19 protein-coding genes are annotated in these 15,998 nt (G+C 39.7%); 5 read left to right on the top strand and 14 right to left on the bottom strand.

Annotation, left to right across the window (positions count from 1 at the left end; all coding sequences use genetic code 11):
- Positions 1-2: 2 nt before the first annotated feature.
- On the bottom strand, positions 3-1,310 hold the full coding sequence (locus FGG79_RS01545) for an aspartate aminotransferase family protein (RefSeq protein ID WP_138775949.1): 1,308 nt from the start codon (positions 1,308-1,310) through the stop codon (positions 3-5).
- Between the two features lie 297 nt (positions 1,311-1,607).
- Between FGG79_RS01545 and FGG79_RS01540 the strand changes: the two genes are divergently transcribed.
- On the top strand, positions 1,608-3,398 hold the full coding sequence (locus tag FGG79_RS01540; RefSeq protein ID WP_171050741.1) for a methyl-accepting chemotaxis protein: 1,791 nt from the start codon (positions 1,608-1,610) through the stop codon (positions 3,396-3,398).
- A 51-nt stretch (positions 3,399-3,449) separates the two neighbouring features.
- On the opposite strand, the gene FGG79_RS01535 is transcribed toward FGG79_RS01540, so the two are convergent.
- Positions 3,450-3,590, bottom strand: coding sequence for a YjcZ family sporulation protein (locus FGG79_RS01535; protein WP_138775946.1), 141 nt, complete (start codon positions 3,588-3,590; stop codon positions 3,450-3,452).
- Positions 3,591-3,754: 164 nt separating this feature from the next.
- Between FGG79_RS01535 and FGG79_RS01530 the strand changes: the two genes are divergently transcribed.
- A complete protein-coding gene (locus FGG79_RS01530; RefSeq protein ID WP_138775944.1) occupies positions 3,755-4,336 on the top strand; it encodes a DUF502 domain-containing protein in 582 nt (193 codons plus the stop codon).
- A 149-nt stretch (positions 4,337-4,485) separates the two neighbouring features.
- On the opposite strand, the gene FGG79_RS01525 is transcribed toward FGG79_RS01530, so the two are convergent.
- From FGG79_RS01525 to rsgA, 4 genes are all read right to left on the bottom strand, one after another.
- Positions 4,486-4,986, bottom strand: coding sequence for a PTS sugar transporter subunit IIA (locus tag FGG79_RS01525; RefSeq protein ID WP_138775942.1), 501 nt, complete (start codon positions 4,984-4,986; stop codon positions 4,486-4,488).
- Between the two features lie 104 nt (positions 4,987-5,090).
- Positions 5,091-5,513, bottom strand: coding sequence for a peptide-methionine (R)-S-oxide reductase MsrB (msrB, locus tag FGG79_RS01520; RefSeq protein WP_138775939.1), 423 nt, complete (start codon positions 5,511-5,513; stop codon positions 5,091-5,093).
- Positions 5,510-6,052: a peptide-methionine (S)-S-oxide reductase MsrA gene (msrA, locus tag FGG79_RS01515; protein ID WP_138775937.1), complete on the bottom strand. Its 543-nt coding sequence runs from the start codon at positions 6,050-6,052 to the stop codon at positions 5,510-5,512. The genes msrB and msrA overlap by 4 nt, the downstream gene beginning before the upstream one ends.
- Positions 6,053-6,328: 276 nt before the next feature.
- A complete protein-coding gene (gene rsgA, locus FGG79_RS01510; RefSeq protein ID WP_240794174.1) occupies positions 6,329-7,357 on the bottom strand; it encodes a ribosome small subunit-dependent GTPase A in 1,029 nt (342 codons plus the stop codon).
- Positions 7,358-7,688: 331 nt separating this feature from the next.
- On the opposite strand from rsgA, the gene FGG79_RS01505 reads away from it, so the two are divergent.
- Positions 7,689-8,429, top strand: a complete 741-nt coding sequence (locus FGG79_RS01505) for a DUF4397 domain-containing protein (RefSeq protein WP_138775935.1) — start codon at positions 7,689-7,691, stop codon at positions 8,427-8,429.
- A 62-nt stretch (positions 8,430-8,491) separates the two neighbouring features.
- On the opposite strand, the gene FGG79_RS01500 is transcribed toward FGG79_RS01505, so the two are convergent.
- The 3 genes from FGG79_RS01500 to FGG79_RS01490 form a co-directional block, all read right to left on the bottom strand.
- The gene (locus FGG79_RS01500; protein WP_138775933.1) at positions 8,492-9,079 is read right to left on the bottom strand and encodes a YpmS family protein; all 588 of its coding nucleotides are present in this window, start codon (positions 9,077-9,079) and stop codon (positions 8,492-8,494) included.
- The gene (locus FGG79_RS01495) at positions 9,076-9,906 is read right to left on the bottom strand and encodes an SGNH/GDSL hydrolase family protein (protein ID WP_240794173.1); all 831 of its coding nucleotides are present in this window, start codon (positions 9,904-9,906) and stop codon (positions 9,076-9,078) included. Before FGG79_RS01495 ends, FGG79_RS01500 begins: the two co-directional genes overlap by 4 nt.
- A 110-nt stretch (positions 9,907-10,016) precedes the next feature.
- Positions 10,017-10,994, bottom strand: coding sequence for a nucleoside hydrolase (locus tag FGG79_RS01490; RefSeq protein ID WP_138775931.1), 978 nt, complete (start codon positions 10,992-10,994; stop codon positions 10,017-10,019).
- 225 nt (positions 10,995-11,219) lie between these two features.
- Here FGG79_RS01490 and FGG79_RS01485 point away from each other — a divergent pair, with 225 nt between their 5' ends.
- Positions 11,220-11,702, top strand: a complete 483-nt coding sequence (locus FGG79_RS01485) for a PCYCGC motif-containing (lipo)protein (RefSeq protein WP_138775929.1) — start codon at positions 11,220-11,222, stop codon at positions 11,700-11,702.
- A 64-nt stretch (positions 11,703-11,766) separates the two neighbouring features.
- Here FGG79_RS01485 and FGG79_RS01480 read toward each other — a convergent pair whose 3' ends face one another.
- From FGG79_RS01480 to FGG79_RS01470, 3 genes are all read right to left on the bottom strand, one after another.
- A complete protein-coding gene (locus FGG79_RS01480; protein ID WP_138775927.1) occupies positions 11,767-12,609 on the bottom strand; it encodes a DegV family protein in 843 nt (280 codons plus the stop codon).
- Positions 12,610-12,808: 199 nt separating this feature from the next.
- Positions 12,809-13,081 (bottom strand): DUF2535 family protein, encoded by a 273-nt coding sequence (locus FGG79_RS01475; RefSeq protein WP_240794172.1) that lies wholly within the window; start codon positions 13,079-13,081, stop codon positions 12,809-12,811.
- Positions 13,082-13,165: 84 nt separating this feature from the next.
- On the bottom strand, positions 13,166-13,819 hold the full coding sequence (locus FGG79_RS01470) for an SOS response-associated peptidase (protein ID WP_138775925.1): 654 nt from the start codon (positions 13,817-13,819) through the stop codon (positions 13,166-13,168).
- Between the two features lie 193 nt (positions 13,820-14,012).
- On the opposite strand from FGG79_RS01470, the gene trhA reads away from it, so the two are divergent.
- Positions 14,013-14,651 (top strand): PAQR family membrane homeostasis protein TrhA, encoded by a 639-nt coding sequence (gene trhA, locus FGG79_RS01465; protein WP_138775923.1) that lies wholly within the window; start codon positions 14,013-14,015, stop codon positions 14,649-14,651.
- A 69-nt stretch (positions 14,652-14,720) separates the two neighbouring features.
- Here trhA and FGG79_RS01460 read toward each other — a convergent pair whose 3' ends face one another.
- Together FGG79_RS01460 and FGG79_RS01455 are read right to left on the bottom strand one after the other, a co-directional pair.
- Positions 14,721-15,206 (bottom strand): dihydrofolate reductase, encoded by a 486-nt coding sequence (locus FGG79_RS01460; RefSeq protein ID WP_138775921.1) that lies wholly within the window; start codon positions 15,204-15,206, stop codon positions 14,721-14,723.
- Positions 15,203-15,997: a thymidylate synthase gene (locus FGG79_RS01455; RefSeq protein ID WP_138775920.1), complete on the bottom strand. Its 795-nt coding sequence runs from the start codon at positions 15,995-15,997 to the stop codon at positions 15,203-15,205. The genes FGG79_RS01460 and FGG79_RS01455 overlap by 4 nt, the downstream gene beginning before the upstream one ends.
- Position 15,998 lies beyond the last annotated feature (1 nt).

Here is a 15,998-nt window from a genome sequence, read left to right as displayed (position 1 = left end):
AGTCAGGTCTCCTTCCAACTTTCAAATACCACTTGAAAGGTTTTTCTAAGTCTTTTGTACATCTCCTCAAGCTCTCTTTTTGAACTGTTCAATGGAGGAGCGACCATAATAGCGGATCCCCTTCTTCCGTCAATCCCGGCTGCTGCAGGATATAATAATACGCCATTGTCTACCCCTGCCTGAACAACACTGGATGTAAATCGAGGGCCACGTTCATCAAATTCGATGCCAAGCATCAAGCCTTTTCCTCTTATATCATAAATAAAGGGAAATTCATTTTTTAGTTTACTTAATAAATTTTTCAAATAGGTCCCTTTTTGATCGACGCCCTCAACGATCTTTTCCGAATCAATCAGCTTTAAAACAGCTAATGCCGCGGTTGCTGACAATGGGTTTCCACTAAATGTATGCCCGCTCATGATTACTTTACTGCCGTTTATGATTGGATCCATAATCTTCTCTGAGATGAGGGTGGCAGCTATCGGTGCATATCCTGCACTGAGCCCTTTGCCAATAGCCACGATATCTGCTTTTACGCCCCACTGATCCAAAGCTAAAAAGGTTCCTGTTCGCCCACACCCAGTCATCACTTCGTCTGAAATGAACAAAACATCATTTTCTTCACAAATTGACTTAATCCGTTCATAATATCCCTTCGGAGGTGTGATGGCCCCGCCGGCTGCTCCAATAATCGGTTCTGCAATAAACGCAGCAATATTATCTGCACCTATTCTACTAATCATAATTTCCAACTGGGAAGCACAGGCAATATGACAGGATGGATAGGTTTTCCCAAACGGACATTGTAGGCAATAGGGAGGTTCGATAGTTGGCCAATCCCCTAAAAATGAATCGAATCGTTCCCTTCTTGAGGGATGACCTGAAGCCGACAATGCTCCGAAAGTAATTCCATGGTAGCTGAGCCACCTTGATAATATTTTTCTTTTCATCGGTTTCCCTTGTTCCTGCCAATGTTGGATCGCGATCTTAATGGCCGTTTCGACGGCTTCTGAACCACTATTGACGAAGAAGGTCCAAGGATAGCCTGTTTTCTCATTAAGAAAGGTCGCTAATTCTTCCGCAGGTTGATTACTAAACTGAGAACGATATACGAAAGCCACTTTGTTTCCCTGATTGACAATCGACTGAAGAATCTCTTCCATACCATGTCCCAAATTTGCTGTTACCGCTCCCGAACAAGCATCAATATATTCTCGTCCTTCGGTGTCATATAAATAAACACCCTTCCCATAATCAATCGTCGGATAATGTTCCCCTATCAATGGCTTTATTAAATGCGAATGAGGCATAGTTCCCCTCCTGAAAGAATCAGATTCGTACTCTCTTTCGATTCGCTCATCTAGTTGCTCATAAAGATTTCCCTACCATTATTCATATGTTTAAAAAGCAGAATCTTTCTCTCATTTTCGAAAAAAGGACAAATCATTAAATATTGCTCATAGCTTACTGTTTGAAATTTACTAACATTTTCAATAATTCGACAAAAAGTTTACGAATTGACTAGATAAATTAGGTCGATATGTATAAAATAATGGTAAGTTCATCCTATGATGCTACTTTTTGCTTATCTTCAGGAGGGGGAAACGGTGAAAAAGACTAGAGAAAAAATACTAAAAAAAGCACCAAAAAAGAAAGTGAAGAAAACAGGTTCTAAAAATTCCCTAGGGATCTTCTCTTATTTTCGTACCATACGAGGAAAAGTGGTTCTTTCATTCGGCTTATTGACGATCGTTCTACTAGTTCTCGCCTCTACTTCTTACTTCAATATGATGAAGTTGGAAAAAGAGATCAACACGCTAATTACTTATGACATGCAGGTTGATACGAAAGTCAAGGATCTTTCAAAGGTTTTAAATGAAATTGAATTAGGAGAGCAAGGCTTTGTCATTACAGGAGCCACAGGTTTTCTTGCACCTTATCAAAATGGTAAAGGTGAAGTTGAAGGTCATTTAGAAGACTTGAATAAACTCTTAAAGGGTGATCAGGAACAGCTTGACAAATTGGATAAAATAGAAGCACAATATGGGTTTTGGATTCAATTTGTTGATCGAGTGATAGATACTAGGAAGGATAAGGGACTGGAGCAGGCTGCTACACTTGTTGAATCAGGTACTGGTAAGAAGTATCTGGACGGCATCCGTTCCTATGTAGAGATGATTGTAGTCGACCAGCAAAAAGATTTGAACAATCGAATCGACTCCCTTACTCAACAAGTGTACATGTCTAAACTCGTCACGATAGGTTTATCCGCATTTGCCGTTCTTTTAGCGATTTTCTTCGGAATTATTTTATCTCATACGATTAAAACAAACACCAAGAAGATCAGTCGTTCTATTCTGGAAATAGCCAATGCAGGCGGAGATTTAACGAAACGTATCCATGTGAAATCCAAGGATGAGTTAGCAGACCTTGCATCCGATACGAACCAGCTTATTGCAGGTATCGCCATCCTTGTAAAGCAGGTTTCTGAAATGGCGGAAAACGTATCAGCTAGCAGTCAGCAGCTTCTGGCTTCTGCAGAAGAAACATCTCGAACGATTACCTCTATTGCTGAGACGTCCAGTGAAATTGCAGCCGGAAGTGATCAAACAACACACCGTATGTCCTCTTCATTGGAAAAAATGAATAGTCTGGAAGAAGCAGCCCGCTTTTTATTCCATCAAGCGGAACTTGTTAGACAAACCGCAAGGGATATGAGGGTCGTTGCAGAAAAAGGCGGGAATACGGTCCAAGCCTCATCTCAAAAAATGATGAATATTGAAGAGACCATGTCAAATACGAGTGAAACCGTTGAGGCGCTTGGACACCGTTCCTCACAGATTACAACGATTATTGGTACAATCACTGACATTGCAGAACAAACGAACCTGCTTGCATTGAATGCTGCTATTGAAGCAGCCCGTGCCGGTGAGCATGGCAGAGGATTTGCTGTCGTTGCGGATGAAGTCAGGAAGCTTGCTGAACAATCCCGACAAGCTGCTAAGGGAGTAACCGAAATTGTTCACAGTATTCAAGAAGAAGTAAATATCATCATTAAACAAAACTCTGATGGTGTGAAAGAGGTTATTGCAGGGGTCGAAATCACGAATGAAACAAATTCTTCCCTTGAAGATATATTAAACCAAACAACGAAAACAACGGTTGTCGTGGATGAAATGGTCGATCATATCCAAGAAACCCTTAATCTAAGTCAGGAAGTGGCTACTTCATTCGCTCATGTGAATGAAATTGCTGAAGCAACAGCTTCCAATACTGAAACCACAGCAGCGGCATCAGAAGAAGGATCAGCTGCCATGGAACAAGTTACTGCAAGTGCTTCAGAGCTTTCACAACAAGCTGAAAAGCTAAAAGAATTAATATCTAGCTTTAAAATATAATGCCAAAAAGAGCTGTCTTATATGACAGCTCTTTTTGGTGTGCACCTTGAATTATTTCCCGCAGTAACAAACGGCTCCAATGATAATTAACAGGATGAATAACACAACAATCAACGCAAAATTATTGCAACCGGCAGCTGGATAAGCATACCCACCTTGATAACATGGGTCACAACCATAACCATAGTTCATACCTATCACTCCTCATAAAATATTTATTTACCTTATAAGTTATGTCATACACCTAGAAATGGTTTGTGCTTTTGCCTATAAAATTTTTCAGGTCTTCCTTTTCTGTTAATAGCCCTTTCTATATAATAAAGATAGGTTTTAGTATAGATTGGAGAATTGACAGTATGAAATGGATTATTAAATCGTTTATTAATGGAGTCTTAACCATTGTCCCGATTGGCCTTGTCACGTACGTTGTATATAAAATGTTCCTATTTTTAGATGGTTTATTAGGGAATGTTTTGAAACCTTATTTAGATGAGAACTACATTCCTGGTATCGGATTACTAGCAACCATCATTTTGTTAACCCTACTTGGCTTTCTATCCACTAAAGTTTTCACAGGAACAATCATCCGAATAGTCGATATCATTCTACACAGAATCCCTTTCGTCAAAACGATATACTCGGTGATTAAAGACACCATCCACTCATTTCTGGGGGAAAAGAAATCCTTTTCTAAAGTTGCCCTTGTCACCATGCCAGGCACCACTTTGAAATGTCTCGGATTTATCACAACAGAGCATCTTACTGATCTACATAGTGATCTTCAGGAACATGTGGCCGTATACATCCCTCAAACCTTTCAGGTAGCGGGTATTACTTTTTTGATTCCTAAATCAGATATTGACATTTTAGAGATTAAATCAGAAGAAGCCATGAAATTTATATTATCAGGTGGCATGACGACGAAGAGTGATAAATAGGGAAGGACATGATTTGATCGGAAACTCCAGGAACGAGTCAACCAGAAGGCGGATGTAGCTTATAGTGTTTTTTTTTGCTCTGAGGTATGAATCCATTATCCGTCAAACAGGAAACGACCGGCCTATTATGCCGGTCGTTTCCTGTTTCATTATTTAGCTGAAATCTCTAAGATCTCATCCTGACCTGCTGTGACAGAGGTTAATTCTTTTTTAATCAGGTCTGCCATGTCATCACCGTTCGTGACGATGATTGGAGTAATCGTGCTTTTCGCTTTTTCTTTAACAAGTTCAAGGTCATACGTGATCAAAGGGTCTCCAATCCTTACTTTTGAGCCCTCTGATACATGGGCCACGAAGCCTTCACCATCCATTGAAACGGTTTCAAGCCCGATGTGGATCAATAGTTCAGCACCATTTTTCGCTTTGATCCCAACTGCGTGCTTTGTCGGGAAGAGTTGCATTATTTCACCGTCCACTGGTGAAACGACTTTGCCTACTGTGGGATCAATGGCTAATCCATCTCCCATCATCTTTTGCGAGAATACCGGATCTGGCACATCTTCAAGTGATTTCACTGTCCCTGTTAGAGGTGCAACGGCATGTACCGTTTTTGGTACTTCATCCTTTTTACCAAAAAGCTTTTTCAACATCATCTTTCACCTTCCTATCATCTTTTATATACACATATGTACCTCATTGTAAACATGAGGAGTTTAAACTCACACATGTGAATGTAGTCATAATAATTCAATGGTTAAAATAATTTCTTGTATTCTCCATATCCTTCTTCTTCCAAATTATCTACAGGAATAAACCGCAGTGCGGCAGAATTGATACAGTACCGAAGCTTTGTGGGACCAGGACCATCGTTGAACACGTGGCCAAGGTGGGAATCTGCTTCCTTACTTCTTACCTCTGTCCGTACCATAAAGTGACTTCGATCTTCCTTCTCAGAAACCTCAACTTCATCTATAGGCTTAGAAAAGCTTGGCCAGCCACAACCTGCATCATACTTGTCCTTCGAACTGAAGAGCGGTTTGCCCGAAACGATGTCTACATAAATACCCTCATCGAACGTATTCCAATACTCATTTCGAAAAGCTGGTTCTGTTCCATTATTCTGAGTAACCTCATATTGCTCAGGAGTTAGCTTTTTCTTTAGATCGTCTTTACTCATTTCTTTTCCCCCCAATGATTTTCAATAAATGCCACTCTTCCAGATCCTTTGCTATACCTTTGATAATGACCCGGGTTCTTTTTGTGATAACCCTGATGATACTCTTCTGCAGGATAAAATTCTTTCGCAGGTTTTATTTCTGTAGCAATTGGCTTTTTGAAAATCCCAGATTGTTCAAGTCTCTTCTTAGATTCTTCTGCTACCCTTCTTTGTTCTTTATCATGATAAAAAATAACCGTTGTATATGATTGTCCACGGTCAAAAAATTGACCACCTGCATCAGTCGGGTCAATTTGCTGCCAGTACACCTCTACTAATTTCTCGTATGGGAACACAGATGGATCGTATTCAATTTGCACTGCCTCATAATGTCCTGTCGTTTCTGAGCATACTTCTTTATACGTTGGGTTCGGGACGTGTCCACCTGTGTAACCTGATGTGACACTGCCAATTCCAGGCTGCTCATCAAATGGTTTCACCATGCACCAAAAGCACCCTCCTGCAAACGTGGCTTTATGATACTTTATAGCCTCTGACATGCTCATCATCCTTTCCATATCATAGTATTCACTATTCCCTTTGTAAGAGATTTTAACGCATTCATGATCTAAAGGAAAATAATTAGCTTCTTCAATGATTTGTATACAGAAGGCTAAATGAATTTGAAGTATAGTCGTACTCACCCGGGGCCAATGCATAATCGGTAAAGAGTGAATAATTACAACGAGAAGCGCTCGCTTTTCCCGCGGGGGGGCGTAAGTTGAGCCTCCTCCGGCAAAAAAGAGTGACCCCCGTTTAAGGAGTCACTTTTGGTCTCAATATTTAAGTTTTCTTTGCTTTCCTATGTTCTTCCACTTTTTTCGTTCCAAGGACTCTAATCGCTTATTCCCTCTTCTCTCCATATAAGCAATTTCCCTTTGAAGTTTTACATAATGCTCGTATCTTTCCTCTGAAAGGGCTCCTCCTTGAATTGCTACACGAATTTGGCAACCAGGTTCATCCTCATGAGAACAGTCGGTAAAACGGCATTGATTGGACAATTCCTCTATGTCATTGTATTGAGTGGATAAGCCTTCTTGACCTTGCCATAATTGAATTTCCCTCATACCAGGTGTATCAATGATGGAGGCACCATTATCTAAAACAAACAATTCTCTGTGAGTAGTGGTATGACGGCCTTTATCATCGGATTCCCTTATTTCCTTCGTCTTTTGGACATTTTCCCCTACGAGCATGTTCGTCAGCGTCGATTTGCCAACACCTGAAGATCCGACAAGGGCAACAGTTTTCCCTTTATCCAAATAGGGTTGTAATTCTTCTATGCCTTCTTGATTCACAGCACTTATAGCAATGACTTTCACTCCAAGTAATGTGTTCTCCACTTCTCGTCTCTTCTCTTCTATATCCATACATGTATCGGATTTCGTCAGGACGATGACAGGATTAGCGCCACTTTCCCAACAGAGAAGTACATAACGCTCCATCCGGTTACTGTTTAGATCATCGTTTAATGATGAAAGAATAAATACCGTATCTATATTTGCCGCTATTATTTGTTCTTCGGCTTCGATCCCCGCTTTTTTTCTGGAAAATTTACTTGTTCGAGGCATTACTTTTTCAATGATTGTGCCTTCTTCACTTAAATGAACCCAGTCACCCACTGCAGGAAGGTCTTCGCGCTGAACGGTCTGGAATCTGAGCCTCCCAGAGATTCTGCATAATACCTCTCCCGTTTTCGTCATGACCATAAAGGCGCCCCTATGTTCCGTCACAACTCTCCCTAATATGAAGCCTTCTTCTTCAAGGTGGTTCATCATTTCAACCATTATGTTTTTGTTTTTCAACTTAATTCCTCCCAAAAATATAAAAATCCGTTGCGTGATTCCACACGTCAACGGATTTTCCATGTTTAAAAGGACTAAAAAAAATTACATTATCCCGTTTAAAGTGAGTTGACGTGCAGAATCATTTTGATGCGTATTGATGTTCATTTTCATACCATTCAATAATAAGTTCATTAGACATCACTCACTTTCTCAATTAGTATGTTCATTATCCATTATTTTCTTCTTTATTGCAAGGGATATTTCTGAATTTTTATAAAACTAGGTTCTTTCACCATTTTTTCTCCTCGGCATACTCTATTGTGTTATTACAGTTAAGGGAGAGATACCGATGAGCCAACATGATTATTTAAATAAAGCGGCGATGTATGACCTGTTATCCGGTTATTATAAATATACTGATCCTACTATGCACATTCATTACTATCAGAAGCATTTAAAATATATGAGACTTGCTTTACAGGCACAGCGGGCAGATATGACAACTTCTACACAACCATCCTATGTCCGTGTGCTTCATGCAGTACCTGATGCTCCGAATGTGGATGTATATGTAAATGGAAACCGGGTTTTACGGGATGTAGCCTTTAAAGATGTGAGTGATTACTTAACATTGCCTGCTGGTAAGTACCATATTGATGTATACCCTGCCGGCACCAGTGTGACAACGGTCATTAGTAAGAAAGTAAAAATCGATCCAGGAAAGATTTATACTTTCGCTGCGGTAGGGACACTAAATAAACCCCAGCTTCTTCCTTACATTGATAATCCCACTGTGCCGAGCGGAGAGACTAAGATAAAATTCCTCCATCTTTCCCCTGATGCACCTGCAGTCGATATTGCAGTAAAAGGCGGAGATGTAATATTCCCTAAAGTTTCCTTTAAACAATCTACCGAGTATCTTGGGTTGACTCCTATGACGGTGAATCTTGAGGCTCGAGTTGCCGGAAGTAAAAACACTGTCTTGAGCATTCCGAATGTAAAGTTAAGTCCAAATCAGGCCTATACGATTGTTGCTGTAGGATTAGCGAATGGTACCCCAGAATTAGAGGCTATCCTTTTAAAAGGATAGCGGTGGTATAGTAGCTTCGGATCAAACAAAAAAGGTGACTTCACCGGGAAGCCACCTTTTTCTTATTGAGCACGGTCAACAGGTACTAACAATCTGAAAGAAATATTATCTTCTTCCAAATCAAACTCTTTTGCTCGTACTTTAATATCACTTTTCAATTTCATATCCTGTAATGAAACGTATATTAACTCATCACTAGGTTGAATTTTGACCCAGTCAGGGAAATGATAAGAATCCCTTAGTACTTTTAAGACATATGAAACCGGTAGATTCAGTGAACCCACTGAAATGGATTTCTGTTTTAAGAGAATATCACCATTTTCCAATGCTTTCGGTTCAAAATCCAGCTTAAAGTCAAGGTTAGATGTAAAGACCGGGACAGATCCCATTAACTCAACATCATCCTTTAGCTGAACATCATAATCAACTGGACCCTGCATTCCTTCTTCTTTAATATAGTGTTCAATAATAAGGTTTAAATCTTTTTTGTTGGTTTCTACATTAAACCCTACTTCTTGATTGGAACCTTTGCTACTTTTAGGCAATGCATCTTCTTTAATTGGCATAAATACCATTGAAACAATGATGATTAAGCCCGCAACAATCATACCTAAAAGAACAAAAAATCCGACTTTCCATTTGTTCTTCATGACGGCCGCTCCTCTTCCTCGACAGGTATCGTGGTATCTGTCAATGTTGCTAATGTTTCCCCGTTTGCCAAGTCTGTAAACATTCGATCTGCGATCAATTTGTACCCTTCATCGTTTGGATGGAAATAATCATCATATAACAGGGTATCTCCAGTATCAATAAATAAATCCTCAATTTTTACGAATAACGTTTTGTCATAACCGGACAGTATCTCTTGGCTTGCTTCATTCCAATTATGAATCACCTGATTGACTTCTTCGATATCAGAAAACCAAGTGTTAAATGGATTGTACAACCCGAGTAGAACAATTCCAGCATCAGGGTTGTAACTCCTGACCGTTTCGATAATTTCCTGTAATCGAAGCTGATATTGTCGTTTCTCTCCCTGAAATACTTCTAACTCCAAATGTGATAAATTCTCACGAAAGATTTTCATCACATCGTTGCCACCAATGGTGATCATCACTAAATCTGAATCTTGGATGGACGCTTTCACATCTGCCTTTTTCAGCTTTTTCAATAATTGATCTGTACGGTTTCCCCTTACGCCATAGTTATGAAATTGAGCATCCTTCACTCCATCCAACGTTTCAAGCTGGTTTTCAAGATAAGGGACATAACCTCCCTTTTTCGTACTGTCCCCAACTCCCTGCGTCAATGAATCTCCTACGGATACCACCTTTAGATTCTTTGGTATAAACGTTTCGTTCGGGTTCTCTTTCTCCCAATTGGATACTTCCCTTTTGATATGATCAGCAGCATCTTCTAATGAACATCCTGACAGTAAAAAAACAAAAGCGAGCATGAGAATCGATAGTTTCTTCAAGTATGTCACCTCGCTTACTCTTTCCTATTATTATATCACGGTTACTTCGTGGTAAAACATAAATAAACCTTACAGGTCGACTTATATAACCGGATATGTTCTCTTCTTTGCTAACGACTAGGACCTGATTGCAAAGTTGCAAATACCTCAGAGATGAATTGTCCATAATTGAATTGTTGGGCTATCTTATGAATGGGCCAAGGTGCTTTATCGACTGAATGCCTGAAATCACCGATGCTTTGGCCAAAGGTAAAATCTGTGTTGACCGCGACCTTTATTGGGACCTCCTCAAACACCATATTCTCACCGTCAGCAAGTGCCCAGATAGCCAGTAAATCATGAAGGGGGCTGCCTGTTATATCCGGATATGTTTTCTTGTAAAACTCATAATAGTAGTCCACCATCGGCTTGATTATCTGCCCGACCTTATCGTTTGAGTTTACATAAAATTCATGTAAGTGATCAAGCATGACTGGGGTTATGAGAGCATACATTGTAACATCTAATGGAATAAGGTGGATTTGCTTTGGTGCAAGCTGGATCAGGATATTGGCAGCATATGGATCCCCATAGAAATTCGCTTCTGCAGTAGGGGTGACATTTCCCGGAACTTGGAAAGCTCCACCCATTACATAAAATTCCTTCACCTTTTTCATTGTTTCAGGATACAATACAAAGGCTGTGGCCAAAGATGTCAATCGACCCGCAGAGTATATATATAATTCCCCGGCATATTTTTCAATAAGTGGATTGATTTCATAGAAATTCTCACTAATTTTAGAGCTGTCAAATTCAATATCATCTGGAATAATTGGTCCAAGACCAGCTTGACCATGAACCTCAGGATAGAATTGAGGCTCGGAACCGGTCAAGGCAGATACCGCTCCCCCTATGATGGGGATATCTGTAATTCCGGTTAATTTTTGAAGGTATAGAACGTTTTTCAACGCACTTTTTCTTGAGACATTTCCATAATCTGATACAATGCCTACAATTTCAATCTCTTCACTATAGTAAGCATACAAAACGGCTACGATATCATCGATTCCAAAATCTGAAAACACCAACACTTTCTTTTTCTCAGACAAGTCAGGACACTTCCTTCCATCTGAATTCTATATAATTGGAAAGACTGAAGCCTTTTTTCATCTTGTATGGGACCAAGCCTCACTTACCTATTATATACCTATGATATGATTGAACCTGTTATGAGGTCGCAAGAATATTCATAAAATCAACAAAAATCTATACGAAAAATGTACTAACCAGATGGTAAACTACATGTATGACTGTCAGGAAAGGTGAATGTATTGATGAAAAATATCTTATTGTATTTTACGCTTTTAATAGGTTTGTTGGGAGTTATATCCGGATGTTCGAGTGATCAAGCTGAAGAGTCTAAACATAATCATACTGCAGCAAATGGGGATCTCCGTGAAGAAACGGATTCGGTTGATTCGCTGCCGTCATTTCTAAATGACAAGGATGACAACATGAAGCTCATTTATACTTCAGCCGCCAAAAATCCTGAGCTACTGCAATATATTCCTTGTTATTGTGGTTGTGGAGATTCTGCTGATCACGAGAGTAATCTTAACTGTTTTGTTTACGAATTAAAAGGTGAAAAAGTTGTTTGGGATGATCACGGAACAAGGTGTCAACTATGTTTGAAAATAGCAGCTGAATCCATCGTGAAATACAAAAATGGTGAATCCATTAAACAAATTAGAAATTATATTGATGAACAATATAAAGAAGGATATGCAAAACCGACACCAACACCAATGCCATCCTAAATTCATGAAAGCATAAAAAAGACGAAGGGGAAAGTTTCATCCTCTTCGTCTTTTCTGCATTTGCTTAATCCGTGTAGTACATAAATCCGATGGCACCGATGCCTGTATGTGTACTGATGATCGGTGTTGTCGGAACAATGTCAATTTGGTCGAATCCTGTTTTCTCTATAATCTTTGCTTTAAGGTTTTGTGCCAGACCCAGTCCATCTGCATGAACAAGACCTACCCCGCGAATCGTTTTTCCCTTCACATCTTCTACAAACTGAGAAGTTAAGTACTTTACCACTTGTGAATGGCTGCGCACCTTTGCAACAGGCGTATATTCAGCACCTTCTAAAGACGCAATCGGTTTAATGTTCAATAACGATCCTATCATTGCGCGGCCCTTTCCGATTCTTCCACCTTTCACAAGGTTTTCAAGGGTATCAACCACTACAAATAATTTAGTATTTGAACGGATCGTTTCAATTGCAGAAAGGATGTCTTCTAACGATTTTCCTTCTTTGGCAAGCTTTGCAGCTTCAATCACTTGAAAAGCCAAACCTTTGGAAATAAACCGTGAATCGACAACCGTTACATCAGCCGATGACATTTCAGCGGCCGATTCAGCTGAACGAACCGTGCCACTCATATTACCGGTCATATGTATGGATAAAACTTTTGAACCATCTTTTCCTAATTCATCATAAAGTTCAACAAAAGACCCTGCTGGTGGTTGAGAACTTTTTGGTAACTCCTTAGAAGCTTTCATTTTTTCAATAAAGCTTAAGGGTGAAAGATCTACTCTATCTAAGTATGTCTCTCCATCGATTGAGATCGATAAAGGTACTACATGAATATCAAGTTCTTTTACAACATCATCAGGTAAATCCACTGTCGAGTCTGTTACAATATAAATTTTGGTCAATTTTGCCACATCCTATCTCCCATATCATAAGTATTATATCGTTAAATGCCGAGGATTTAAATAGATAGTCAGGATTTAACCAATTGTCCCTATGTCCATTAAGTGAAATGGATATAGTAACTCAAATCTTGAAACGAAATCATATAAAAAGGACCGGTCCCACGCAACCTCTACGCAAAGGACCAGCTCCCCATGTAACTTATGCATTATTCTTTAACTCTTTTGATTGATAAATTTCTTCATACTCTGACCATTTCGTCGTTCTCTTCAAATGCTCTCTAAAGCTGAAGGCGGTCTTAGGCCCATTTTGATTGACGATCCTTTTAATAAATTGGTGCAGCCTAAGATTAACCCTCAGATAGAGCGGGCTATCTTCCTTCATGACAGGAACTTCTAAGATTTTGACCTTCTGTCCATACTTCGATTTGAACTCGATGGTTTTTGTCAGCAAAGTATCAATCCTCTTTTTCACCCGTTTATACTCTTATTATACCCCATTTAGTGCTGCATAAAATGTCAAAACGTACAAATGTGAGAATATTTTTTCAATATTTTTTTATGATACAGGAACAAAGCACTCCGGTGAATCATTCTTTAGAGCATTCACAATAGTAGACACTTGATATCCTTTCATACGTTCCTGCTGAAGCGGCTTTAATACGGATGAGGCCTCATCAAATGTATACTCTTCCGTGTTGAGCCACTTCTCAATATCCTCATGATTCGTAAGCATGACAGGCATTCTTTCATGAACGTGCCCCACCAGTGAATTGGCTTCTGTTGTGAGGATAGTCGACGTAGGGGTATCACCGTTTCGATCCCATAAACCGGCAAATACAAATGACTGCTCTTCTCTTAATTGAAAACGAACAGGAATCTTTTCGGCATTCTCCTTCTTCCACTCATAAAAGCCGTCGGCAAAGATCACCATCCTTTTTGAATGGATCAAAGATTTGAAGCTGGCTTTATCCTTCAGCGTCTCACTTCGGGCATTTATTAACGGTTTCCATTTCTTACGATCAGCCCAATGAGGAACAAGGCCCCATTTGATGCTTCCCGCCCTCCGCTTCCCTTTATGAGAAATAAGGGAGAGTACTTTCTGAGAGGGAGCAATATTGTATCGAGGCTGCCATTCTTCGATGAACTCATCAATTAAGTATTGCTTAACCAATTCCTCTAAAGGAGTGGTTAAGGAAAATCTACCGCACATACCTTTCACCTCATAATGGATTCTTTATTTAGCAATATACAGTATTAGAGAGTCATTTGCTAATCTCAATCACACTTTAATCCTTTACTATGTTAATGATTGCACAATCACGGGAAGAGGATTATCATGAATATATACTCTAAAAACTCTTTAAGCGACCACTTGAGTTGGTCGGAGAAAGGATGAGACTTCTTTGACATATGATTTCGATTTTTCCAATTGGAAGGAAGAAGTTGCGAACGCTATTACCCATGGAATCGGATTGATATTGAGTATCCCCGCTTTGGTGATGTTAATCATTTTCGCCGTTCATGAAGGATCAGCTTGGCATGTGGTAAGCTTCTCCATCTTCGGTGCATCAATGATTCTACTCTACTTATTTTCTACTCTGCTGCATAGCTTTAAGCCTTCGAAGGTGAAAAATCTTTTTGCGATATTGGATCATTCGGCTATTTATGTATTGATCGCAGGAACCTATACACCGTTCATGCTTGTCAGTGTGAGGGGGGCCTTGGGATGGACATTGTTTGGGATCGTCTGGGGACTTGCCATCGTTGGGATCGTATTTAAGTGTTATTTTGTTCAGCGCTACCAGGTGGTATCCACTCTTTTTTACCTCGTGATGGGCTGGCTCGTGATTATTGCTATTAAGCCGCTGTATGCTAGTCTCACAGGTGAAGGCTTTGCTCTGTTGTTAACAGGAGGGATCATGTATTCCATCGGTGCTATATTTTATGTTTGGAATAAACTGCCCTACAACCATGCGATCTGGCATCTATTTGTATTGGCTGGAAGCAGTTTTATGTATTTTTGTATTTTGTTTTATGTCTAGAACATAGTCGATTCATTGATGAAAAGGGTAAGGCCTGCGTTCATTTGCCGGCCTTACCCTTTTTTGCGTTTATTTACGGACATATACCTTAAATTCATAGTTGAACGGATTTTTTTCATCTTTTTTTCCATTCATTGAAGAGATACAAGTGAAATTCTCCCATGGGATAGAAGGCATTGTCGTATCCCCTTCAAATTCATGATGGATTTCAGTCACGTAAAGCTTATCGACATGAGGGATAAATTGCTTGTATATCTCTCTTCCACCCATAATAAAGATTTCTGACTCTCTTTCTTCCGCCCAATTCAGAACGTCATCTACCGAATGGAGGACAAGACACCCTTCTGGTTGGAAACTTGTATTTTTGGTAAGAATGACATTTTCCCGATTTGGAAGCGGCTTTCCTATCGAATCGAATGTCTTTCTTCCCATCACCATGCCATGACCATCCGTTGTTTTCTTAAAATACTTCAGGTCTTCAGGAAGCCTCCAAGGAAGCCCGTTTTCTTTACCGATTAACTGATTCTGATCCATTGCCCATATAAATGAAATCATACACTCACCACACCTTTAATATGAGGGTGGGGTTCATAATCTTCAAGAGCGAAATCTTCAAAGCTGAATCCGAAAATATCTTTTACTTCAGGGTTTATGGTTACCTTGGGTAAAGCTTTAGTATCTCTGGAAAGCTGTAAATTCACTTGATCAAGGTGATTCTGATAAATATGCACGTCACCAAATGTATGGACGAACTCGCCTGCTTCTAAGTCACACACTTGTGCCACCATCATGGTTAATAAAGCATATGATGCGATATTAAAAGGAACGCCAAGAAATACATCGGCAGAACGCTGGTACAACTGACATGATAATTTCCCATCGGCTACATAGAATTGAAATAAGCAATGACAAGGAGGCAACGCCATATGGTCAACATCTGTCACATTCCAAGCACTAACAATCATTCTTCTGGAATCGGGATTATTTTTGATTGTGTTGATAAGGTTTGTAATCTGGTCAATGGTTTCACCATTCGCTCCAGTCCATGATCTCCATTGGTGACCATATACGGGACCCAATTCACCATTTTCATCAGCCCATTCATTCCAGATCCGGACACCGTTTTCTTGCAGGTATTCTATGTTCGTATCTCCTTTTAAAAACCACAGCAGTTCGTGGACAATTGATTTTAAATGGAGTTTTTTCGTCGTAAGGAGTGGAAATCCCTCCTGTAAATCAAAACGCATTTGATAACCGAACGTACTGATTGTACCTGTCCCCGTTCGATCCTCCTTTTTTGTCCCATTTTCCAGAACATGTTTGCACAAGTCTAAATATTGCTTCACA

Source organism: Bacillus sp. BHET2, from assembly GCF_005938125.1.
GTDB lineage: Bacteria > Bacillota > Bacilli > Bacillales > Bacillaceae_B > Rossellomorea.
The sequence above is the reverse complement of the archived record's forward strand: the minus strand, read 5'-3'. Positions and strand labels throughout refer to the sequence as shown.